Annotated in this window: 22 protein-coding genes and 2 pseudogenes; 13 read left to right on the top strand and 11 right to left on the bottom strand. The window is 71.2% G+C overall.

Annotated features, from left to right (window positions below):
• The first annotated feature begins 51 nt into the window (after window positions 1-51).
• Window positions 52-519, top strand: coding sequence for a hypothetical protein (locus ACZ418_RS17735; RefSeq protein WP_468363319.1), 468 nt, complete (start codon window positions 52-54; stop codon window positions 517-519).
• Window positions 520-523: 4 nt separating this feature from the next.
• Here the strand turns inward: ACZ418_RS17735 and ACZ418_RS17730 are convergent, their stop codons facing one another.
• Window positions 524-754, bottom strand: coding sequence for a hypothetical protein (locus ACZ418_RS17730; protein ID WP_468363317.1), 231 nt, complete (start codon window positions 752-754; stop codon window positions 524-526).
• Between the two features lie 246 nt (window positions 755-1,000).
• On the opposite strand from ACZ418_RS17730, the gene ACZ418_RS17725 reads away from it, so the two are divergent.
• On the top strand, window positions 1,001-2,251 hold the full coding sequence (locus ACZ418_RS17725; RefSeq protein WP_468363315.1) for a serine hydrolase domain-containing protein: 1,251 nt from the start codon (window positions 1,001-1,003) through the stop codon (window positions 2,249-2,251).
• Window positions 2,252-2,366: 115 nt separating this feature from the next.
• On the opposite strand, the gene ACZ418_RS17720 is transcribed toward ACZ418_RS17725, so the two are convergent.
• Both ACZ418_RS17720 and ACZ418_RS17715 read right to left on the bottom strand, forming a co-directional pair.
• Window positions 2,367-3,923, bottom strand: a complete 1,557-nt coding sequence (locus ACZ418_RS17720; RefSeq protein WP_468363313.1) for a helix-turn-helix domain-containing protein — start codon at window positions 3,921-3,923, stop codon at window positions 2,367-2,369.
• A gap of 274 nt (window positions 3,924-4,197) precedes the next feature.
• Window positions 4,198-4,377, bottom strand: coding sequence for a hypothetical protein (locus ACZ418_RS17715; protein WP_468363311.1), 180 nt, complete (start codon window positions 4,375-4,377; stop codon window positions 4,198-4,200).
• Window positions 4,378-4,407: 30 nt separating this feature from the next.
• On the opposite strand from ACZ418_RS17715, the gene ACZ418_RS17710 reads away from it, so the two are divergent.
• The 3 genes from ACZ418_RS17710 to ACZ418_RS17700 all read left to right on the top strand — a co-directional run bounded on the left by ACZ418_RS17710 (window position 4,408) and on the right by ACZ418_RS17700 (window position 7,254).
• On the top strand, window positions 4,408-5,028 hold the full coding sequence (locus ACZ418_RS17710; RefSeq protein WP_468363309.1) for an L-threonylcarbamoyladenylate synthase: 621 nt from the start codon (window positions 4,408-4,410) through the stop codon (window positions 5,026-5,028).
• A 117-nt stretch (window positions 5,029-5,145) separates the two neighbouring features.
• Window positions 5,146-5,901: a dienelactone hydrolase family protein gene (locus ACZ418_RS17705; RefSeq protein WP_468363307.1), complete on the top strand. Its 756-nt coding sequence runs from the start codon at window positions 5,146-5,148 to the stop codon at window positions 5,899-5,901.
• A 153-nt stretch (window positions 5,902-6,054) separates the two neighbouring features.
• A complete protein-coding gene (locus ACZ418_RS17700) occupies window positions 6,055-7,254 on the top strand; it encodes a glycoside hydrolase family 64 protein (RefSeq protein WP_468363305.1) in 1,200 nt (399 codons plus the stop codon).
• A 71-nt stretch (window positions 7,255-7,325) separates the two neighbouring features.
• On the opposite strand, the gene ACZ418_RS17695 is transcribed toward ACZ418_RS17700, so the two are convergent.
• Both ACZ418_RS17695 and ACZ418_RS17690 read right to left on the bottom strand, forming a co-directional pair.
• Window positions 7,326-9,728: a M4 family metallopeptidase gene (locus tag ACZ418_RS17695; RefSeq protein WP_468363304.1), complete on the bottom strand. Its 2,403-nt coding sequence runs from the start codon at window positions 9,726-9,728 to the stop codon at window positions 7,326-7,328.
• 356 nt (window positions 9,729-10,084) lie between these two features.
• Window positions 10,085-10,270, bottom strand: a complete 186-nt coding sequence (locus tag ACZ418_RS17690) for a DUF1905 domain-containing protein (RefSeq protein WP_468364366.1) — start codon at window positions 10,268-10,270, stop codon at window positions 10,085-10,087.
• A gap of 201 nt (window positions 10,271-10,471) precedes the next feature.
• Here ACZ418_RS17690 and ACZ418_RS17685 point away from each other — a divergent pair.
• Window positions 10,472-11,501: pseudogene (locus tag ACZ418_RS17685) on the top strand (LLM class flavin-dependent oxidoreductase).
• Between the two features lie 431 nt (window positions 11,502-11,932).
• Here the strand turns inward: ACZ418_RS17685 and ACZ418_RS17680 are convergent.
• Together ACZ418_RS17680 and ACZ418_RS17675 are read right to left on the bottom strand one after the other, a co-directional pair.
• Window positions 11,933-12,178: a hypothetical protein gene (locus tag ACZ418_RS17680; RefSeq protein WP_468363302.1), complete on the bottom strand. Its 246-nt coding sequence runs from the start codon at window positions 12,176-12,178 to the stop codon at window positions 11,933-11,935.
• Window positions 12,133-12,354: a hypothetical protein gene (locus ACZ418_RS17675; protein ID WP_468363300.1), complete on the bottom strand. Its 222-nt coding sequence runs from the start codon at window positions 12,352-12,354 to the stop codon at window positions 12,133-12,135. The genes ACZ418_RS17680 and ACZ418_RS17675 overlap by 46 nt, the downstream gene beginning before the upstream one ends.
• A 154-nt stretch (window positions 12,355-12,508) precedes the next feature.
• Between ACZ418_RS17675 and ACZ418_RS17670 the strand changes: the two genes are divergently transcribed.
• Window positions 12,509-13,678 (top strand): helix-turn-helix domain-containing protein, encoded by a 1,170-nt coding sequence (locus ACZ418_RS17670; protein ID WP_468363298.1) that lies wholly within the window; start codon window positions 12,509-12,511, stop codon window positions 13,676-13,678.
• A gap of 2 nt (window positions 13,679-13,680) precedes the next feature.
• On the opposite strand, the gene ACZ418_RS17665 is transcribed toward ACZ418_RS17670, so the two are convergent.
• Window positions 13,681-13,986: a hypothetical protein gene (locus ACZ418_RS17665; RefSeq protein ID WP_468363296.1), complete on the bottom strand. Its 306-nt coding sequence runs from the start codon at window positions 13,984-13,986 to the stop codon at window positions 13,681-13,683.
• Window positions 13,987-14,179: 193 nt separating this feature from the next.
• Between ACZ418_RS17665 and ACZ418_RS17660 the strand changes: the two genes are divergently transcribed.
• On the top strand, window positions 14,180-14,953 hold the full coding sequence (locus ACZ418_RS17660) for a TRADD-N-associated membrane domain-containing protein (RefSeq protein ID WP_468363294.1): 774 nt from the start codon (window positions 14,180-14,182) through the stop codon (window positions 14,951-14,953).
• Window positions 14,954-15,336: 383 nt separating this feature from the next.
• Here ACZ418_RS17660 and ACZ418_RS17655 read toward each other — a convergent pair whose 3' ends face one another.
• Window positions 15,337-16,332, bottom strand: coding sequence for a TauD/TfdA dioxygenase family protein (locus ACZ418_RS17655; RefSeq protein ID WP_468363292.1), 996 nt, complete (start codon window positions 16,330-16,332; stop codon window positions 15,337-15,339).
• A gap of 99 nt (window positions 16,333-16,431) precedes the next feature.
• Window positions 16,432-16,958 (bottom strand): annotated as a pseudogene (locus ACZ418_RS17650) (LacI family DNA-binding transcriptional regulator); the annotation flags it as partial.
• Between the two features lie 94 nt (window positions 16,959-17,052).
• On the opposite strand from ACZ418_RS17650, the gene ACZ418_RS17645 reads away from it, so the two are divergent.
• Complete coding sequence (locus ACZ418_RS17645; protein ID WP_468363290.1) at window positions 17,053-17,883, top strand: aldo/keto reductase; 831 nt, start codon at window positions 17,053-17,055, stop codon at window positions 17,881-17,883.
• Window positions 17,884-17,897: 14 nt separating this feature from the next.
• Here ACZ418_RS17645 and ACZ418_RS17640 read toward each other — a convergent pair whose 3' ends face one another.
• Complete coding sequence (locus tag ACZ418_RS17640; protein WP_468363288.1) at window positions 17,898-18,773, bottom strand: helix-turn-helix domain-containing protein; 876 nt, start codon at window positions 18,771-18,773, stop codon at window positions 17,898-17,900.
• Between the two features lie 162 nt (window positions 18,774-18,935).
• Here ACZ418_RS17640 and ACZ418_RS17635 point away from each other — a divergent pair, with 162 nt between their 5' ends.
• From ACZ418_RS17635 to ACZ418_RS17620, 4 genes are all read left to right on the top strand, one after another.
• Entirely contained in the window at window positions 18,936-19,799 is an 864-nt protein-coding gene (locus tag ACZ418_RS17635) for an oxidoreductase (protein ID WP_468363286.1), read from the top strand.
• 56 nt (window positions 19,800-19,855) lie between these two features.
• Window positions 19,856-20,464, top strand: a complete 609-nt coding sequence (locus ACZ418_RS17630) for a DNA polymerase ligase N-terminal domain-containing protein (RefSeq protein WP_468363284.1) — start codon at window positions 19,856-19,858, stop codon at window positions 20,462-20,464.
• Window positions 20,465-20,470: 6 nt separating this feature from the next.
• A complete protein-coding gene (ligD, locus tag ACZ418_RS17625) occupies window positions 20,471-21,481 on the top strand; it encodes a non-homologous end-joining DNA ligase (RefSeq protein WP_468363282.1) in 1,011 nt (336 codons plus the stop codon).
• Between the two features lie 107 nt (window positions 21,482-21,588).
• Complete coding sequence (locus tag ACZ418_RS17620; protein WP_468363280.1) at window positions 21,589-22,023, top strand: cupin domain-containing protein; 435 nt, start codon at window positions 21,589-21,591, stop codon at window positions 22,021-22,023.
• Window positions 22,024-22,038: the final 15 nt, after the last annotated feature.

The raw sequence follows: 22,038 nt of genomic DNA, 5'->3' as shown, positions 1-22,038 counted from the left end.
ACGAGCATGCATATGCCGAGGCCAGGCGGACGAGGACACCCGGAGCTGTGCATGACGAACAGGATGTGGATGCGGGGCGTGGAGTGGCTGGCCGCGGCGTCGGCGGACCCGCGCTCCTGCAAGTGGGAGTGGGATCACGGCGAGGGCATCGCACTGCTGGAGGCGGGCCGCTTCTGGGATGTGCTGAGCGTCCCCGAGCGGCTGGGCCTGCTCACCCTCGACCTGCTGTGGCGGCCGGGGATGCCCGTGCCGGGGCCGACACTGGTCGACACGGCGGCGGGCCGGGTCGGTTTCTTCCTGCCGCCGGACCCCTCCGGGGGCTGGGTGGGAGCCGGTCTGCGGTATGCGACCAAGGGGGCCTGGGTCGCCGTACCGCCGCCGTACCGGCCCGCGCGTTTCCTGGAGTGGCTCGTGCCGCCGGACGGCTCCGGCGCGCTCCATTTCCCCGGCGCCCTGGAGGACGCGCTGCGGCAGGCCAACGGCGCCCTCGCCGTCCTCGCGCCGCTGTGCGGGCAGTGACGGTTCAGGCGCGCTCGGGTGCGGGCCGGGCACCCGAGGCGGCCCCGGGGAGGACGGCCGACAGCGCGTCCGGTTCCGCGGGCACGGTGCGGCCCTGCGCCCGCCACTCGGCGACGAGACGGGCGTAGATCGGCTCCCGGTCCACCTGCGCCGGCCGGCCCGCCCTGCGCATCCGGTCCAGCCGGTCGATCCGGTCCAGCCAATCCAAACGGTGCGCCGGGTCCAAGCGGTTCATGCCGGGGCAACGCCCGTGACCCGCCACCGGTACGGCCCGCCCGGCAGGCTCACCGGGTCGGGTGAGGCCGTCGCCCGAAGGTGGCCTTCCGCCCGTCGGACAAGCATCCCGTCGACAGGCGACGGGCGTGGCGGCCGCCCGCTCGCCCGGCGGGCGCGGCGGGGAGTGCGCTCCTATGCTGGGACGGTCAGGGCTCCGGCGTCCCGCTCATCGCACGCTGGCCTCTCACGTGCTTGGAGTCAGCCCATGTCGCATACGTCCGCACGCCTGTTGAGGGGGGCCGCGGTCGCCGTCGCGGTGGGGACTCTGATGGCACCGGTCGCCACCGGGCCGGTATGGGCGTCGCCGGCCGCCGTGCCGGCCGCCCTCGGCGCCGACGCGCCCAGCCCGAGTTCGTCAGGAGCGGCGGTACGTGACCTCACCCCCGGCGTGGCTCGCCAACTGGACGCCGCCGTGCGGAAGGTGATGCGCGAGGCGAGCATTCCCGGCGTGACCGTCGGCATCTGGACGCCGGGACGGCCGAGTTACGTCCGCTCCTTCGGGGTCGCCGACAAGAGCACCGGCCGGAAGATGACACCGGACCTGTACATGCGCATCGGCAGCGAGACCAAGACGTTCACCGTGACCGCGCTGCTGCAGTTGGTGGACCAGAAGAAGGTGGGCCTGGACGACCCGATCGGCAAGTACATCGGCGGCGTACCCAACGAGAACCGGATCACCCTGCGTCAGCTCGCCGACATGCGCAGCGGACTGTTCAACTACTCCGAGGACCCGGACTTCGACAAGGCGCTCACCTCGAACCCGCAACGGCCCTTCAGCCCCGAGCAGTTGCTCGCCTACTCCTTCAGGCATCCGGTGATGTTCCAGCCAGGGCAGAAGTTCTCCTACAGCAACACCAACCTCATCCTGCTCGGACTGGTGGTGGAGAAGGAGAGCGGGCAGCACCTCGGTGACTACATCAAGCAGCACGTCCTCGATCCGGCCGGCATGAAGCACACGCTCTTCCCGACCGGCAACGAGTTCCCCGCCCCGCACGCGCAGGGTTACACCGTGCAGACGGCGAACGGCAAGGAGGCGGACGCGGCGGACTGGAATCCGTCCTGGGGCTGGGCGGCCGGCGCGATGATCTCCGATCTGCAGGATCTGCACACCTGGGCGCGCACGGTCGCCACGGGTCAGTTCCCGGACGGTGGGCGGATGGTGAGTGCCGCCACCCAGAAGCAGCGGCTGATCACCCCGGAGACCGGCATGATCAAGGGTGCCGGCTACGGTCTGGGCATCTTCGACGTCCAGGGCTGGATCGGCCACAACGGCTCCCTGCCGGGCTACGAGACGCTGACCGTCCATCTGCCCGAGACAGGGACGACGCTCGTCGTGCTGCTCAACACGGACACCGACTACCGGTCCCGGGAACCCAGTACGGTGCTGGGCGAGGCGATCACGAAGATCATCTCGCCGGCCCACGCGTACAACCTCCCGGTCACGCGGACCGGATGAGGCACGCGGGGCCGCGACCGGTCCCCCGTTCCGGTCGTGCCCCGCGGACTTCGAAACTACGTGCCCTGCCGGACGCGGGGTAGTGCACGCGTGCCCGGCAGGGCCCGCACGGGACTCACCACTGCACAGCCGAGTCCGGTTGGTCCGGGTTCGCCGCGCCGAGGCCGGATACGCCGAGGTCGGGCACGGGCAGCTCGCCGGTGACGAGGTGGGCGAGGACGACCTCGTACAGGTCGGTGCCGCCGGCCGTCAGCCGCCGTTCCAGGACGGCTTCGGCGGCCCGGACGTGTTCGCGCACGGTCTGGGGGTGTACGCCGAGGGCCTGGGCGGCGCGTTCGGCGTGGGCGTCGGCGCCGGTCCAGGCGCACAGGGTGGCGCGCAGATCCCGGCCGTCCTCGTCGAGGCGGCCGAGCAGCCCCTCCGCCCAGGAGCGCAGCGCGCTCGTCCCGAGCAGCTCGGTGAGGCGGGTCCGGGCGGGCGGACCGGCCGCACCGCCGGAAAGGTCGTACGAGCCCTGTGCGGCCTCGGTGTTGAGGGCGGCGTGGGCGACGGCGCGGACGGGCAGCCGGGACAGGTCGGCGCCGAGCAGCGCGGCGACCCGGTCCATCCGGGCGCGGACCGTGTTGCGGCTGACGCCGAGCACCTTGGCCGCGCTCACGGCGGTGAACTCAAGACCGAGCCGGGTGGTGGCGAGCAGTTCGGCGCGCACATGGTGCGGCAGCGTGTCGAGCGGGCGCAGCACGGCGGCGGCCCAGGCCCGCAGCGTCGCGGGGTCCATGAGCTGTGCGGGGCGGGTGCGGGCGGCGTAGACGGCGTACCGGTCGGGCCGGAAGCGGGCCACGGCGAGGGCGGTGACGGCCTGTCCGTAGGCGGTGGCGGTCAGGGCGAGGCGCTGCCGGGGGCTGCCGCCGAGGAAGGTGCCGGGCCGGTCGGCGATCAGGGCTCGCAGCCGCTCCCCCACCTGGGCGGACGGGCCTACGACGATGACGTGTTCGTCCACCGCGGGGCAGCGCACGACAAGCGCCCGGCCATGGGTGGCGTCCACGCACGCGTCGGCGAGCCGGTCGCGTTCCGCGGCGCTGTCCTCGAGGACGTAGACGCGGGCGATGTCCTGTTCCAGCAGGCCCGGCCACAGCCCGGCGGCGACCCGGCGGGCGGAGACGGTGTCCTCCACCATGAGCAGTTGCAGGATGGCCAGCCGCAGATCGGCCGTGGCCCGCCGCAGCCGCCGCTCGGACTCGGCCGACTCCCGTTCCCCGAGCAGGAGTTCCAGTACGCCGGCGGTGTGGCCGAGGATCTCGGTGCCGCGCCGGTCGAAGGGCTCCGGGCGGGCCACGGCGAGGACGGCACCCGCCGCCGGGCCGGACCCCGGATGCCGTATCCCGACCAGGCGCACGTGCCGTACCCCGTCGTCCAGGGACGCGGCGGAGACCCGGCCGGCAAGGACGTCGGCGACGACGTCGGAGTCGAGCGGCAGCCGCTCACCGGCGAGCAGGCCACCGCGGCCGTCCTGGAGGCACACCGCGGCACTCACGGTCCGGGCGAGCCAGTCGACGAGCCGGCGAAGATCGCGTCCGGCGGGCCGCAGCTGGTCCAGCAACTCCTGCGCCCAGGCGCTGTCCCCGGCGTACGGCTGCTGGAACGCCAGGCCCTCGTCCGTTCGGCCGGCCACGTTCCCCTCTCCTCGCCTCCGTGTTGACCTGGGCTTACGCATCCGCACGTTACCGGACGCGGAACGCTCCCGCCGCCGGACATGGCTCCGCCGGCGTGCCCGGGGGGTGGGCCGCCGGCGGAGACGTCGCGTCCGGGGCGGGGGGGATGCCCACGAGCGCTCAGGGGTCGCATGCCCCGTAATCCGGGAAGTACGCCACGAATTGACGGGACGGCCGGCCGGTATCGGCTCACTCCGCTGGGACGGAGGGGGAACGGGAGCCGGCGAGGTGCGGTCAGTGGGCGGCGGGGTGCAGCCGCTGCGTCGGTGAGCGGAGCGCGCCGAGGGCGGAGCCGAGCGCGTCCGTCTCGCCCTCGGTCGGCGACAGCAGGACCTCGGTGAGCGCCGAGGCGACGCTGTCGACGTCCCGCCGGGGAGCGATGCCCGGGGTGTCGATGGCACGTGAGGTGCGCATGAGGCGTCCGGTACGGCATAAGCTCGGTGAATGGCGAAGTACTTCGACGTGCACCCCGAGAACCCGCAGCCGCGCAGCATCGCCCAGATCGCCGACGCCGTGCGCTCGGAAGCGCTCATCGCATACCCGACCGACTCCTGCTACGCCCTGGGCTGCCGGCTGGGCAGCCGGGACGGCATGGACCGGATCCGTGCCATCCGCCATCTGGACGACCGGCACCACTTCACCCTGATGTGCCGGGACTTCGCGCAGCTCGGCCAGTTCGTGCTGGTGGACAAGGACGTGTTCCGGGCTGTGAAGGCGTCGACGCCGGGCAGCTACACCTTCATCCTGCCGGCCACCCGCGAGGTGCCGCGCAAGCTGCTGCACCCGAAGAAGAAGACCGTGGGCGTCCGCATCCCCGACCATGTGGTCACCCAGGCGCTGCTGGCGGAGCTGGGCGAGCCGCTGCTGTCCAGCACGCTGCTGCTGCCCGACGAGGAGGAGCCGCTGACGCAGGGCTGGGAGATCAAGGACCGGCTCGACCACGCGGTGGACGCGGTGGTCGACTCCGGCGACTGCGGCACCGAGCCGACGACGGTCGTGGACTTCTCCAGCGGCGAGGCGGAGATCGTACGGCGGGGCGCCGGGGACACCAGCCGTTTCGAGTGAGCGGGCGGCACTCCCGGTGCGGGGTTACGGATCTTGCATGACAGCATGGGCCGTAGTCGTGGCGTCGAGGGGCCATCGCCGCCCGGCGCCCATGTCCCCCAGGGAGGCCTGCCCACCATGACCGATGTCAAGACAACAGATCTCGACATCACGACCGAGGACGGCATCGCCGACGCCTACCTCGCCCATCTCGCCGACGGCCGCCCCCGCCCGGGCGTGCTGTTCTACCAGGACGCCTACGGCCTGCGGCCGCACCTGAGGTCGATGGCCGACCGGCTGGCCGCCGCCGGCTACACCGTGCTGGTCCCGAACGTCTTCTACCGCCTCGGCCGCACCCCGGTCGTCGAGCTGCCCGAGTTCATCGACCCGGCCACCGATCCGACCATCTGGGAGCGGCTCGGCCCGGTCGTGTCCTCGCTGACCCCCGACCTGACCAAGCGGGACGCGGGCGCCTATCTGCAATGGCTGGCCGACAGCCCGCTGGTCACCGACGGACCGGTCGCGGTGACCGGTTACTGCATGGGCGCCCGCCTGACCCTGTGGACGGCGGCCGCACACCCGGACCGGGTCGCGGCCGCGGCCGGCTTCCACGGCGGCGCCCTCGCCACCGACGAGCCGACGAGCCCGCACCTGGGCGCCCCGGACATCACCGCGGAGCTCTATTTCGGACACGCGGACAACGACGGGTCGCTGCCCCGGGAGCAGATCGCGCGCTTCGAGGAGGCCCTGACCGCGGCCGGGGTCCGGCACACCTGCGAGGTCTACCCGGACGCCCGGCACGGCTACACACAGGCGGACACGCCCGCGTACAACCACGAGGCCGACGAACGGCACTGGGCGGCCCTGCTCGACCTGCTCAAGCGCACCTTCTGACACCCGCTCACGGCGCCTGCCGCACGGCGGGCGCCGCAAGCCGGTCTGCACATTGCATTGACATGCACGCGGCGCAGCACCAGTCTGAGAGCGCTCTCAAACAGGTACGGACCAATATCCGTACGACCCCGACCCCACACGGAGGTAAGGAGAGTGCCTCACACACGCACGCGCCCGGCGCTGCCCCTGGCGGCCGCCGCGGCCCTGGTCGGCGGAGTGCTCGCCCTCGGTGCCCCGGACCGCGCCGGTGCCGCCGTACCGGACACCGTCCCGCTGAAGATCACCAACAATTCGGGCCGCTCCGAACCGGTCTACGTCTACGACCTCGGCACCCAGCTGTCCTCCGGGCAGCAGGGCTGGGCCGACGCGAACGGGAGCTTCCATGCCTGGCCGGCGGGCGGCAACCCGCCGACGCCCGCCCCGGACGCGGCGATCGCCGGCCCGGCCCCCGGACAGTCGACGACCATCCGGATACCGAAGTTCTCCGGCCGGATCTACTTCTCCTACGGCCAGAAGCTCGACTTCCGGCTGACCACCGGCGGCCTGGTGCAGCCGGCCGTGCAGAACCCCTCCGACCCCAACCGGAACATCCTGTTCAACTGGTCCGAGTACACCCTGAACGACTCGGGGCTATGGCTGAACAGCACCCAGGTGGACATGTTCTCCGCGCCGTACGCGGTCGGCGTGCAGCGCGCTGACGGCAGCGTGAGCACCACCGGGCACCTGAAGTCCGGTGGCTACAACGGCTTCTTCAACGCGCTGCGGACCCACTCGGGCGGCTGGTCCGGCCTGATCCAGACCCGCCCCGACGGCACGGTGCTGCGCGCCCTGTCACCGCTGTACGGCGTGGAGACCGGCGCCCTGCCGGCGAACGTGATGGACGACTACGTCAACCGGGTCTGGCAGAAGTACGCGACGTCGACGCTGACCGTGACGCCGTTCGCCGACCAGCCGAACGTCAAGTACTACGGACGGGTCTCGGGAAACGTCATGAACTTCACCAACTCCTCGGGCGCGGTCGTCACCAGCTTCCAGAAGCCGGACGCGGACAGCGTCTTCGGCTGCCACAAGCTGCTCGACGCGCCGAACGACAACGTGCGGGGCCCCATCTCCCGTACGCTGTGCGCCGGTTTCAACCGCTCGACCCTGCTGGTCAACCCGAACCAGCCGGACACCTCGACGGCCGCCTTCTACCAGGACGCGGTGACGAACCAGTACGCGCGTGCGGTGCATGCGCAGATGGCCGACGGAAAGGCCTACGCGTTCGCCTTCGACGACGTCGGCAACCAGGAGTCGCTGGTGCACGACGGCAGCCCGCGGCAGGCGTATCTGACGCTGGATCCGCTGAGCTGACACCCGAAGTGACATGCGAGGTCCCGCACCCCGGCCGGCTGCCGGGGTGCGGGACCTTCAGGTGGTGTGGCTCAGCCGGTCGTCAGGGCGGTGTCGTCCACGACGAAGCTGGTCTGCAGCGAGGAGTCCTCCACGCCGTTGAACTTCAGGGTGACCGTCTGGCCCGCCAGCGAGGACAGGTCGAAGGTCTTCTGGCTGTAGCCGGAGGCCGCGTTGAGGTTCGAGTAGGTCGCGAGGGTCTTCGAACCCGCGGTCACCGTCAGCTTGTCGTACTGGGTGCTGCTGGTGGTCTCCGAGGTGTCGATGTGCAGGTAGAAGGTCAGGGTCGCCTTGCAGCCCGCGGGGATCGTCACCGACTGGGACAGCGTGTCGGTGTGCGTGGTGCCGTAGCCGTCGAGCCAGGCCTTGTACGAGCCGCTGTGGGCCGCCTCACCGGTGTCGTTGGTGATGACACCGCTGGTGGCGCTCCAGCCGGTGCTTCCGGACTCGAAGCCCGGGTTGCTCAGCAGCTGGGTCGAGGTGCAGCCGCCACCGCCACCGGAGCTGACCGTCCAGGTGAAGGTCGCGGTGCCCGTGGCGCCGGTGGAGTCGGTCACCGTCACCGTGGTGTTGTAGGTGCCCGCCGTGGTGGGCGTACCGGTGATCAGGCCGGTGGAGCTGTTGATCGACAGGCCCGCCGGCAGGCCGGAGGCACTGTACGACAGGGCTCCGCTGTTGGTGCTGCTCGCCTGGATCTGCAGGCTCACGGCGGTGCCGACGGTCGAGGACTGGCTGCCCGGGTTGGTGACCGTCACTCCGCTGCTCGGCGGGGTGATGTGGCTGCCGACGTTGATGCCGGCGAAGGCGTTGCCGACTCCCGCGTACTGCGCGGAGTTGGTGCCGTACAGGGCGGCTGCCGCGTTCAGGGCGGCGGTGCGCGCGCCCGCGTAGTCGGTGCTCGACGTCATGTACGTCGTCAGCGCCTTGTACCAGATCTGCAGCGCGGCAGCGCGGCCGATGCCGGTGACGGCGACGCCGTCGGAGGTCGGGCTGTTGTAGGTCACGCCGTTGATGACCTTGGTGCCGCTGCCCTCGGAGAGCAGGTAGAACATGTGGTTCGCCGGACCCGAGGAGTAGTGCACGTCCAGGTTGCCGACGCCCGAGTACCAGCTGTCCGCCGAGGAGCCGTCCTTGCTCGGCTTGTCCATGTAGCGCAGCGGGGTGCCGTCGCCGTTGATGTTGATCTTCTCGCCGATGAGGTAGTCACCGGGATCGGACGAGTTGTTGGCGTAGAACTCCACGCCGGTGCCGAATATGTCGGAGGTCGCCTCGTTCAGTCCGCCCGACTCACCGGTGTAGTCGAGGCCGGCGGTGTTGGAGGTGACACCGTGGCTCATCTCGTGGCCGGCCACGTCCAGCGACGTCAGCGGGTCGTTGTTGTTCGTGCCGTCGCCGTAGGTCATGCAGAAGCAGCTGTCGTCCCAGAAGGCGTTGACGTAGCTGCTGCTGTAGTGGACGCGGCTGTAGGCGGCGACGCCGTCGTTGCGGATGCCGCTGCGGCCGAAGGTGTTCTTGTAGAAGTCCCAGGTCTCCTGCGCGCCGTAGTGCGCGTCGGCGCCCGCGGTGGCGGCGTTGGAGTTGGTGCCGTCGCCCCAGGTGTCATTGCTCTGCGAGAACAGCGTCCCGGTGCCCGAGGTGCCGTGGTTCAGGTTGTAGGTCTTGTGACCGCCGCGCGTCCCGTCGTTCAGCGTGTACGTCGAGCCCGACTGCGTCGTGGTCAGCGTCACCTGCCCGCTGTAATGGGTGTCGCCCACACCGGTCTCGATCGCCTGGTACCGGTGCAGCTCCTTGCCGGTGGCGGCGTCGGTGATGACGTGCAGCCGACTGGGCGTGCCGTCGTCCTGGAAGCCGCTGATCACCGTCTCCCAGGCGAGCTTCGGGGTGCCGGTGCCGGCCCAGATCACCTTGCGGGCACTGTCGGTGGTGGGCTTCTTGGCGAGGGACTTGGCGGTCTTCAGGGCCTTGCTCTCGGCGGCCGACTTGCTGAAGGTCGCGGTGGTGGAGGCGACCTTGATCTTGTGCTTGTTGTTGTAGGTGGTGCTCACGGTGCCCGCGGCCAGGGAGGCGGGCGGAGTGTGCACGATGAGGTCGCCGCCGAGGACGGGCAGGCCGGCGTAGGTGCGCTCGTAGCGGGTGTGCAGGGTGCCGTCGTTGTCCTTGACGACGTCCTTGACGACCAGCTTCTCCTTGGCGCCGAGCCCCAGGGTGCGGGCGGTCGCGGCGGTCCGCTGCTGGGCGCTCTGGATCAGTGCCTGGTGCTGGGCCGGGCTGAGCCTGGCCTCCAGGCCGCCGGTGCGCAGCGGGCTGGGGTGGGGAGCGGCAGGCTTGGCGACGGCCGGAGTGGCCTGCATGCCGAGGGTGAGCAAGGCCGCGGTGGAGACCAGGGCGGCTCCGACCGTGGCACGCTTGTGGGGAAGGCGTCTGTGGGGTCTCACTCGTACTCCTCCTGCTGCGGCCGCCGGGTCGCGACCGGTGACAGACGGGCAGACGGGTCTGCTGCCCGGATGAGCTGAGCTGTGCGGGACCGTGATCCGTGAACACACCGGGGATGTGCGGTGCGTGGAGGAAGGATTCCAGCCTTGTCCCGCACATGTCAGTCACCCGGAGGTCATTCGAGGGTTTTCCCTATGCCGGTGAGCATGCCGGGGAGCGCGGGTGCGTGCGCCTACCGGCCCCGGACGCCTTTCTCCGGCCCCAGCCGCAACCCAACCGTGGGGTAGCAGCACGGCTCCGCCGTCCATGCTCACGGTGAACCGACCGGGGACGCGCGGTCCGGGGTTCGCCGCAGGTCTCACAGACGTACGGTCATCGCGACGCTCACCTCGTCACCCGGTGCGAGTCCCTCCCGCCGGCGCACAGCGCTCTTGAGCGGCAGCAGATACCCGCCGTCCTTGGGGAAGAGGGACGTGGTGAACTCCGTGCCGCACGGTGCCGGACCCCGCCACTCCACGACCCGTCCGGCGAAGGCGAGTTCCACCATCTGCCCCCCTCTGCAGCGGAGGTGCCCAGCGTACCGGCGCACCTCCGGAGGCCCGGCTGTGCGGGGCTGGTGGTGAATGACCTGGCACCATCCCCCGGTCGAGGACGAGATCGTCATCCCGTCGAAGTGATCACACGGTTGTCACACCCGCCTGCCAGAATCGGAGAAGGAACCGACGTACGACCGCTGGAGGAGCCCGTGCCGCCCACCGCCCGCCCGCTGCGCAAGCTGGGCTTCCTCACCATCGGCCTGTTCGACCCGGCGGATCCGGCCCGGGGACACGAGTCCACGCTGGAGATCATCGAGCTGGGCGAGCGGCTCGGCTTCGACAGCGCCTGGCTGCGCCACCGCCATCTGCAGTACGGCATCTCCTCCCCGGTCGCCGTCCTCGCCGCCGCCTCCCAGCGCACCCGCCGTATCGAGCTGGGCACCGCCGTGACGCCGCTCGGCTGGGAGAACCCGCTGCGTCTCGCCGAGGACCTGGCGACGGTGGACGTCCTGTCCGGGGGCCGGCTGAACCCGGGCGTCAGCGTGGGCCCGCCGATGCACTTCGAGCAGGTCAAGGACGCCCTGTACCCGGACACGGCCGACGCCGAGGACTTTGGCTACGAGCGGGTGCGTCGGCTGCTGGACCTGGTGCGGGGCAAGCCCGCGAGCGACTTCAGCGGGGTCGAGGGGTTCGAGGTGTTCAGCGATGTGGTCCAGCCGCACTCCCCCGGGCTCGGCCGGCGCATGTGGTACGGCGGCGGCAGCCTCCGCTCGGCACGCTGGGCGGGCGAGCACGGCATGAACTTCCTGACCAGCAGCGTGGTCAAGGCGGAACAGCCGGACGGACCATGGGGACTTCGCCGAGATCCAGCTCTCCCTCGTCCGCGAGTTCCGCGCCCATCACCCCGACGGCGAGGCGGCCCGGGTCTCGCACGGCCTGGTCGTGATACCCACCGACTCGGCGAGCCCCAAGCAGCGCGCCAAGTACGAGGCGTACGCGGCGAAACGCCTGCCGCGTACGGCCTCCCCGCAGGGGCCGGGCCGGCTGCTGTTCGCCCCGGACCTGGTCGGCACCTCGGAGGAGATCGCCCAACGGCTGCGCGCACACGCCGCGTTCCGGGAGGTGGACGAGGTGGCGTTCGCGCTGCCGTTCACCTTCGAGCACGAGGACTACGTACAGATCCTGACGGACATGGCGACGAAGCTGGGCCCGGCACTGGGGTGGAAGCCGGCGAGCTGAGCGCCGATCCTCAGCACCGTCGCCATCCCAGCGCCGGCCCAGGGGGCGTCAGGCAGCGATGGCCAGGCGCAAGGGGATCAAGGCAGAAGCAGTACCCCCGTATCGGTACATCGTGGATCACGACAACGAAATGCTCGTCGCGCTGTCGTTGCACGCGGCGCGGCACACGTTGGTGGGACGGCCGGGTCAAGACCGTCCCACCCATGCCAAACTCCCACCGCAGTCCGGGCGCGCGACCTTCCCCCTACGGCGGCACGTCATGCACCCCCCGAACCCCCAGCAGTTGGGGCACCACACCTCCCGGTGACCCACACACAGACCGCACAGGTTCGAGAGGCCGTGCAGGATTTCGAGCAGGGAGGATGGGCCCGGATCGAACCCTCGGCGTCCAGCGCGGGGCTTCGGGGCGGTCCGCTCGGGCTGCGCGGCGGTCACTCGTGCTCTCCAAGGCGCACGAGCAGCTCATCTCCGGCAGGGAACCGGGCCGTTCCGCCCTCCGCCCAGGTGACCACCACGGCCAACCCGCCCATCGGCCCCCGTGCGGTCGTGGCCTCCTTCACGGTGCGCCACTGACCCTCGTAGCCGATCACGTCACCGATGGCGACGAGGGCGGCGCGTTTGGTGGGGGCGTTCACTCGCTCTCGACGGGCTGGATGCGGGCCAAAGGTGCCTGCCATTCGATGCCACCCCCCATCGGGCGCACGCAGGCGGTCCGGCTGAGCACGCGGCCCTCCTTGTCGACCGAGACCATCACGGCCAGCAGCTCACCCCGGCGGCCGGTCTGTGGGTCCTCGACCTCGGTGCCTCTCGGGTAAGGCAGTTCACGTTCGGGTGCGAATTCCAGCGTCGCCATGGCCCCTCGTCCCACCTGCGGATACCTGTCTCACCCAAGAGAACTGCCGCTGTGCGAAACGAACTTGCACAGAGCTTGCACAGCGCGCGAGCACGTGAGTGCTGACGGTGAGACGATGGACGTAACGGAAGTCGAGCGGGGAAGACGTCAAAGTATGAGCGCGACCAAGATTCCCGGACCCGGTACGAACGTGGCTGTCCGCCGTAAGGAACGCGGTCTCAGCCAGATGGCGCTCGCCCGACGGGCGGGCATGTCGGTCTCACTGCTCAGCAAGATCGAGGTCGGCGACCGCGCACTCACGCAGGGAATGGCCGCTGCTCTCGCCCAGGCCATGGGGCTGACGCTTGATGAACTGCTGGGCATGGCGCCCGTCACCAAAACCGACGAGGTCAGCCTCACCGCGCTGAACTACGCCATCCGGCGCTTCGACATCCCGGACGCGCCCCCGCCTCATCCAGAGGACCTGCCGCGCGAACTGGCGGAGCTGAACGAGCACCGCTACAAGACCAAGCTGGGCGCGGTCCTCCAGAAGCTGCTGGGCGCGCTCACACGGGCGACCAACTACGCCCACGCCACCCAGTCGCCAGATGCCTGGACCCGCGTGGCCGACCTGTACTCGGTGGTGTATTGGCTGGCTGCCCGGTACCGGTGGATGCAACTCGCCGAGCTGGCCGTGATGAAACAGCGGCTGGCCGCCGAGCGTGCCCACCCGATCGCCGCAACGGTGGCCGCTCGCGACGAGGCCGGGGCCTTCCTCAACTCTGGCGACTTCGCGGGAGGGCTGGCCATCGTCGACTGCGCGATCGTGGAGGCCGAGTCGACGCTTGAGGGGCGCGACCGGGCGTTCGGCCTGGGCATCCTGCACCTGCGCGGGTTGACGTTGGCCGGCCGGCTCAAGGACAAGGCGACCGCCGAGGAGCACATCCGGGCGGCGTGGCGCACCGCCGATGAGTACGGCGACGACGCCGACGAGCACGGCATCCACTTCGGGCCGGACCAGACGGCCACTCGCGTCATCTCGACATATTCGGACATGGACCAGCACCGCCGTGCGCTGGACACTGCCGACGACCTGATCCGAGAAGGCACCGCACTACCGGCGACCCGCATCGGCCCGTTGCACATGAACCTGGGCCGGTCGCACCTGGCCCTGGGTGACCGGGAATCCGCCCTCGAAGCCCTCGAAGAGGCGTGGGATGTCGCGCCCGAGATGGCCCGCGTCCACCCCACGAGCCAGGAGCTGATGCGCGTGCTGACCTCGCTGCACCGCCGCAGCAACCCCCGCCTGACCCGTCTCGCCAAGCGCGCGGGCGTGCCCTTCTGAGGTCAGCGACGGGACCAGCGCCGGCGCTGCGGTTCGGGGGCCGGCATCGGCACTTCGCGCAACGCAGCCGTTAGGCGCTCGTCGACGGCCTTCGACTCCTCGACAGCCCGAGCCGCCGCGGGTGCCGCAGCATTGATGTTGCGCTGCCTCCTTGCCCTCTCCTGCTCCCCTCTGGCTTCGGCCAAGGCCGTCTTCAACCGCTGGATGGCGAGTAGCGACTTCAGGAACGCCTCGTTCGAGTCGCGGTGCGCCGTAACCAGGTTGGGCGTGGTGTAAAGCATCAGCTTGGCGACGACCGGCCGGAACATCGTGCTGACGGGTACGGCCGGACGTCCGTCCGGCCCACGAGAGGTCGCCGGAGCCCCGCGGGAGACCGCGACGGGGGTGCCGGCCAGACAAGGCGATGCCCGCCCCGAGGGCTGGGGCCGATGTCTCTGACGGGCGCTACGCTGAAGGGAGTTGGCACGCGCGTCAGTTGGTGCGGATCAGGGGAGAGCGGGGATGGCGACGACGACCGACGATGGCGACAAAGGCCCCGAGAGGCCGCTTGATCGGGACGCTCTCGCGCGCGCGATGCAAACGGCGCGGATCGTCGCTGAGACCGTCGCGAATCAACCTGCGACGTGGGAGGCACTGAGGCGGCTCAGCGAGCGACGCCACGCCGGATCTGATCAGCCCATGGTGCAGTCCGGAGTTGACCAGCACGTGGTGCAGTCTGCGGGCGAGGTCCACAACGTCTTCATCGGGTCAGCACCCGAAACCGCGCGCGTTTATCAGGCAGGAAGAAATCAGAGCCTCGCCGAGCAGCGACAGAAGTTCCACTTCGACTTCTTGAAGCACGCTCTGAAGCAATCCGAGTGGACGTTCCGGTTGAGCGTGTACTTCATGACCGGCGGCGCGGCGGTCATCCTCGCGGGGGCCGTCCTGGCGCTGTTCCATGCGGGGAGCCCCAACCACGGTTACGTGCCGCTTGTGACAACCCTGACGGGTGTGTTGATCACTACTGGTGGCGGTGCGCTGGCCCTGCACTCGAAGCGCACCATGGCCAACCTGACGAAGGCCGCCGAGGACAACGAGGCCAAGATCGATCTCGACCATCAGCTCGAAGTTGCGACGACCTTCATCGACCGCGTAGAGGACAAGGACACCAAGGACCGTCTGAACTCGGCAGCCGCGCTCAGGGCCCTGGGGATGCAGGCGAACCCTGAGACGATGGTGAACCGCCTGCTTCCCGGCGACCGGCCCAAGGAGATCGATCCCGGCGACGGCGACTGAGCCCCGGACGCAAGCCGGCCATCAGCTGCCGTGGCTGCGCTCGACGCCTCTCGTGACAGCCGCGGAGGCCGCCCGCAGCATCGTCACGCCCCGTCACCTTGCGGTGCACGCAACGGGCTCGTGGATCCGAGGTCACGGTGGTCGTCACCAAGATCGACCGAGAGCGACGCAGTCCGTCCCTCTCCCGACGACACGGCTTGTCCGACCGCCGGTGACCCCTCCGTGTCCCGAGTCGGTTCCCCTGCACGAGCGTTACTGAGGGTCTGCCCAGCGAAGGGGAGGCACGCGCCCCAGCCCGGTGACCCTATGCGGCCACAGCGCTGGAAATGGGCGCCCCGGGGCCGCTCACCAGCACCCTGCCCGACGGCCGCCCCGGGCCCGATTCACCAGCGGCCCGGCTCCGTGCCCACCACCGCCTCCGACCGCCTCCCGTCCACCCCCACCGGTACGTCTCCCGCGAGCATCACCCGGTGCATGATCCGGGGAAAGTCCAGGTGGGCGTTGTCGCTGGGGGCGAGATGGATGGTGGCCCGGTTGTCCCAGAAGGCGACGCTGCCCGGCTCCCAGCGGAAGCGGACGGTGTACTCGGGGCGCACGGCCTGCTCCAGCAGCATCTCCAGCAGTGCCGCGCTCTCCGGGCGGGAGACGCCGGTGATCTGTTCCAGGTAGTAGCCGTTGACGAAGAGCACCCGCTCCCCCGTCTCCGGATGCACCCGGACCAGCGGATGCACCGAGGCCACCTGATGGTCGAGCAGATGCCGCAGGTACGCGTCGTCGCCGGGCCGGGGCTGGTAACCCACGCCGAGCCGGTGCTCGGCGCGCAGCCCGTCCACGAAGTCGCGGACCGGCGCGGACAGGCCGGCATAGGCGGCGGCCAGGTTGGCCCAGGTGGTGTCGCCGCCGTAGGGCGGGACGGTCTCGGCACGCAGGATGGTCGCGGCGGGCGGGTCGACCCGGGCGCCGTGGTCGCAGTGCCAGCCGCGCAGCAGGGTGTGCCGGCGGCGGCGCAGCCACTCCTCGTGCTCCATGCCGAACCGGCCGCCCAGCTCCAGCCGGTCCGCGGTGGTCTCCACCTCGGGGTGGTCGGCCGGCGAGGCGCTGCCCCGCCGACGCAGCACGACGGGTTCGCCGAACCGGCGGGCGAAGGCGACATGCCCGGCGTGGTCCAGGTCCTGCCCGCGGAAGAAGACGACCTTCCAGCGCAGCACGGTCTGCCGGATCAGGGCCACCATGGCGTCGTCCAGCGGCCCGGCGAGGTCGACACCGGTGATCTCGGCCCCGATGTGCCCGGCGACCGGACTCACCTCCACGCCTGGAACCTTCACCTCCACCCCCTCGGCCCGCTTCGTCTGATCCGCGGTGGCCCTGTGCCTCGTCATGCGCGCTCCCGTGCTCGTCCGAACCGGCTCCACCGAAGATCGTGGCACTACGGGCCCTCACCCGGCGAACTCCCGGAAGCCGGGCAGCCGTTCCACGGAGGCGATGTCGTCCTGCCCGCCGACCACGGCGAGCCGGCGGTGCCCGGCCTCCAGCAGCCGCGCGGCCGTATGTCTACGCGGCCATGTCACTGCGCCGGGTCCGGGTCCCCGAGGGCCTGCACCGCACTCACTCCGTGCTCGCCAACTGCCTGCCCGAGGACGACTCGCTGCCTGCCGTCATCCCGGCCGAGCGGGCCGGCGGGCAGGTGGTCGCCGGCCCAGGCGGTCTCCATCGCGCCGCGCAGCAGTCGCCCGGCGAACGGGGAGGCGGCGATCTCGTCGGTGACCAGCCCGATCACGGCCGTACGGCGGCGGCGCAGGCCGCGGGCGACCGGGTCGGGGCGGTAGCCGAGCCGGGCGGCGGCCTGCCGGATGCGCTCCTGGGTGGCGGGCGAGAGGTTGCCCTCGGCGCAGCCGTTGAAGACGAAGGACACGGCGGTGTGCGAGACGCCGGCGAGCCGGGCGACATCCCGTGAGGTGGGCCGTCCGCCGCCGCCCGTCCCGTTGTTGTCCGCGCCGCCGCCCATGCCGTCCGCTGCCCTCTCCCCACCCGTCCGGTTGATCACCACTCACCCTATCCGTGAGGCTGGAGGTACGACACTGTCGAGGGAAGGTCCCATCGTGAACGGCATTCCGATGCACACGCTCAACGACGGTACGACGATCCCCGCCATCGGCCTCGGCACCTGGCCACTGGACGACACGGCCGCCGAGCGGGCCGTACGCTCCGCGCTCGACCTGGGCTACCGGCTGGTGGACACCGCGACGAACTATCGCAACGAGACCGGTGTCGGGCGGGCCGTGGCGGGCAGCGGCGTGCCCCGCGAGGAGGTGGTGGTCACCACCAAGCTGCCCGGCCGGCACCACGGCTACGAGAAGACCCTCGCCTCCTTCGAGGAGTCCCGGCGGCGGCTCGGTCTGGAGTACGTGGACCTGTATCTGATCCACTGGCCGAATCCCCGGGTCGGCAGGTACGCCGACTCCTGGAAGGCGATGATCAGGCTGCGCGAAGAAGGGCTGGTCCGTTCGATCGGCGTCTCGAACTTCACGCCGGAGCACATCACGCGGCTGGAGAAGGAGACCGGGGTGCTGCCGTCGGTGAACCAGATCGAGCTGCACCCGCTGTTCCCGCAGGAGGAGCTGCGCGCCTTCCACGCGGACAAGGGCATCGTCACCGAGAGCTGGAGCCCGCTGGGCCGGGGCAGCGATCTGCTGGACGATCCCGCGGTGGCGGAGGTCGCCGAGGCGCACGGAGTGACGCCCGCGCAGGTGCTGCTGCGCTGGCACCTCCAGGTCGGCGCGCTGCCCATCCCGAAGTCGGCCGATCCGGGCCGGCAGCGCGCCAACCTGGACGTCTTCGGCTTCGAGCTGGACTCCGGCCAGCTGGCGGCGATCGCCCGGCACGCCCCGCGCCGGCTCGGCGGGGATCCCGAGCGGCACGAGGAGTTCTGAGGTGGCCGGTGACCCTACTGTTCGTCGACGGATTCGTGCGTGCTCCGGCGCCCGGCGCCCTCGCTCGGGGGCGCGGCGAGGCTGCCGAGGATGTCCAGCAGTTCGGCGCTGCGGCTGCCGGGCTCGGCGTGGAAGACGACCAGGGTGAGTCCGTCGGTGCCGTCCACGGACAGCTTGTCCGACTGCAGGTCGAGGTCGCCGACCTGCGGATGGGTCAGATGGCTCACGCGGCCGCGGCGGGGCCGTACCTCGTGCCGGGCCCACAGGGTGCGGAAGCGTTCGCTGCGCAGGGACAGCTCGCCGACCAGGTCGCGAAGCCGCGGGTCGTCGGCGTCCGCCCCCGCCTCGGAGCGCAGTACGGCCACGCCCTCCTCGGTGAGGTCCTCCCAGTCCCGGCGCAGCTCGCGCTCGGCCGGGTCGAGGAAGACGGCTCGCAGGAGGTTGACGCCGGGCCGGTAGTTGGGGGTGAGCGCGGTGGCGAGGGGGTTGGCGGCGAGGCAGTCGGTGTAGCGGTTCTGGACGTAGGCGGGGTTGCGCGGCCAGCCGTCGATGAGCTGGAGCAGGCTCGCCGGGACCTGCTGGGTGCGGCGCCCGGAGCGTACGCCTGGGCCGGGCCGGTCCTGGGCGAGGCCGACGAGGTGGGCGGTGGCGTCGGCGTCGAGCCGCAGCACGCCGGCGATGGCCTGGAGGACCTGCACGGACGGGTTGCGGTCGCGGCCCTGCTCCAGCCGCAGGTAGTAGTCGGAGCTGATGCCGGACAGCATCGCGACCTCCTCGCGGCGCAGCCCCGGAACCCGGCGCAGGCCGCCGCCGGGCAGCCCCACCTGCTCGGGCCGCACCAGCGCCCGGCGGGCGCGCAGGAACTCGCCGAGCGCGTTCGATCGGTCCATGGCCCCCACCGTACGGCGGACCGGCCGGCGGTGACTGGCCCTGTCACTCCCAGGATCGACGGGGTACTGCAACGGCGGGCCCGAGGGGCGCAGGGTGGAGAGCGAGGCCGCCGGGAGGTCCGGTGGCCCGGACGTCCTGAGCATCATCCGGAGAGGTACGACATGACTGCACAGCTCGGCGGCACCCTCACCCCGGCCGACGGCCTGACCCTGACCCGCGTCGGTTACGGCGCCATGCAGCTGGCCGGGCCGCACGTCTTCGGTCCGCCGAAGGACCGTGACCGCGCGGTGGCGGTGCTCCGTGCGGCGGTGGAGGCGGGCATCACGCACATCGACACCGCCGACTTCTACGGGCCCGTGGTCGTCAACGAGCTCATCCGGGAGGCGCTGCACCCCTACCCCGAGGAGCTGCACATCGTCACCAAGGTCGGTGCCCGCCGGGGAGCCGACGGCAGCTGGATCCTGTCCCGGCACCCGGAGGACCTGAAGGCGCAGGTCTACGACAACCTGCGGAGCCTCGGCGTGGAGTCGCTGGACGTCGTCAATCTGCGGGTCGGTGACGTGGACGCGCCGAACGAGGACTCCCTGGCCGAGCAGTTCGGCGCGCTGGCCGAGCTGCGGGAGCGGGGGCTGGTGCGGCACCTGGGGCTGAGCACGGTGACCGCGGCGCAGCTGGACGAAGCACTGGCGATCGCGCCCGTGGTGACCGTGCAGAACCTGTACAACCTGGCCAACCGGCAGGACGACGCCCTGGTGGAGCGCACGGCGGCCGGGAACATCGCCTTCGTGCCGTACTTCCCGCTCGGCGGTTTCAGCCCGCTGCAGTCCGAGACGCTGGTGAAGGTGGCCGCCCGGCTGGAGGCCTCGCCGCAGCAGGTGGCGCTGGCCTGGCTGCTGCGCCGGTCGCCGAACATCGCGCTCATCCCCGGGACCTCCTCCCCCGAGCACCTGCGGGCGAACATCGCCGCCGCGTCCCTGGTGCTGCCGGACGACGCGGTCGCCGAGCTCGACGGCATCGGGGGCTGAAGGGCTCGGTCCGGGGTACTCGGCGGCCGTGAGGGGACGCACGGAAGGAGTCGCAGGTGGCAGCGGAGGACCGGCTGCGGACGTACCGCGGCAAGCGCGACTTCGAGCGGACCCGCGAGCCGTCGGGGCAGGAGCCCCGGGCCGGGGGTGACGAACCGCATTTCGTGGTGCAGATCCATGACGCGAGCCGGATGCACTTCGACTTCCGGCTCCAGGTCGACGACGTCCTGAAGTCGTGGTCGATCCCGAAGGGCCCGTCCACGGATCCCGGGGACAAGCGGATGGCCGTGCCCACCGAGGACCATCCGCTGGAGTACGAGGAGTTCGAGGGAGTGATCCCGAAGGGCGAGTACGGCGGCGGGACCGTGATCGTCTGGGACAACGGCACGTACGAGCCGCTCAGCCACGACCGCAAGGGGCGCCCGGTGGACTTCGCGGAGTCGCTGGAGCGCGGGCACGCCACCTTCCGGCTGCACGGCAGCAAACTGCGCGGCGAGTACGCCCTGACGCGCTTCCGGGGTGACCAGGGGGAACAGGAGGCCTGGCTGCTGGTGCGCAAGGGGCCGGCGCGGTCGGCCGGGCACGGCACCCCGGATCCCCGGCGGGCCCGCTCGGTACGCACCGGACGCACCCTCGCGCAGGTCGCGGCCGACGGCGAGGAGTGAGGGGCGGTGCCGGGGCTGCTGGACGCGCTGCCGGCCGACCGGCGGGAGTTGCTGCGCCCGGCCGGGCCGGGTGCTGAACTCGCGGCGGCCCCGATGCTGGCCACGCTCAGCGACCGGCGGGACTTCGGCGAGGGCTGGCTGTTCGAGCGGAAGCTGGACGGCGTCCGGCTGCTCGCGGTGCGCGAGGGCGACTCGCTGCGGCTGCTGTCGCGCACGGGCCAGCGGCTGAACGACACCTATCCGGAGATCGTGGAGGCGCTCGCGGCGCAGGAGTGCACCGACTTCACGGTGGACGGCGAGGTCGTCGCGTTCAGCGGCGGCCGTACCGACTTCGCGCGGCTGCAGCGGCGGTTGGGGCTGACCCGGCGCCGGGAGATCGAGGCGTCCGGGGTTGCGGTGACGTACTACCTCTTCGACCTGCTGCGCCTGGAGGGCGCCGACACCCGTCAACTCCCCCTGCGGGTCCGCAAGTCGCTGCTGCGCCGGGCGCTGTCCTTTCGCGCCCCGCTGCGGCTGACCCCGCATCGCAACGCGGGTGGCGCCGAGTTGCTGGCCGAGGCCTGCGGCCGGGGCTGGGAGGGACTGATCGCCAAGCGGGCCGACGGGCCGTACCGGACGCGCCGGTCCCCGGACTGGCTGAAGCTCAAGTGCGCCCAGGGGCAGGAGTTCGTGATCGGCGGCTTCACCGAACCGGCGGGCAGCCGCGTCGGGTTGGGGGCGCTGCTGCTCGGCTTCTACGAAGGTGACCGGCTGCGGTACGCCGGGAAGGTCGGCACCGGTTTCGACCGGCGCACCCTGCTGGATCTGCGCGAGCGGCTGGACGGGCTGCGCCGGGACGCCTCGCCCTTCACCGGTGCCGTGCGCGAGGCCCGCGCCCGCTGGGTGAAACCGGAGCTGGTCGCGCAGATCGCCTTCACCGAGTGGACCCGGGACGGGATGCTGCGGCATCCCCGCTACCTGGGACTGCGCGAGGACAAACGGCCACGGGACGTGGTCCGGGAGCGCACGGGGACCTGACACCCCCGATCACCTACGCATACGGATCATCGGGTTCCGGCCCCAACTCGCCTGCGGTGCCCTTATGTTCGCGGCGACACCCCGCTCGTCTCCCGAAAGGGTCCCGTATGCGTACCGCCCTCCGTGCCGCCGTCACCGGCGCGCTGACCGTCGCCACCGTTCTGACCTGCGGCACCGCGCAGGCGACCCCGCCGGGGCCGGGGGTGACGGCCCGGATCATCAGCCAGACCACCATCGGCGATACCGACTACACCCTGCGGGAGATCACCGTCCCGCCCGGCCAGAGCACCGGCTGGCACTACCACGACGGCCCGCTGTACGGCGTGGTGAAGCAGGGCACCCTCAGCCACTTCGACTCCACGTGTGCCGCGGACGGCGTGTACCGCAGGGGGGCGACGATCCAGGAGCCGGCCGGAGCGGACCATGTCCACATCGGGCGGAACCTCGGGGACACCCCGCTCGTGCTCGACGTCCTGTACGTGCTGCCGCACGGCGCCCCGTTCTCGGAGGACGCGCCGAACCCGGGCTGCCCGTTCCAGTGATCGGTGCCGAGCGGA

The organism is Streptomyces sp. NPDC030820, from assembly GCF_055572075.1.
Note: the sequence above shows the minus strand (reverse complement) of the source record. Positions and strands in the feature narration are given on the sequence as shown.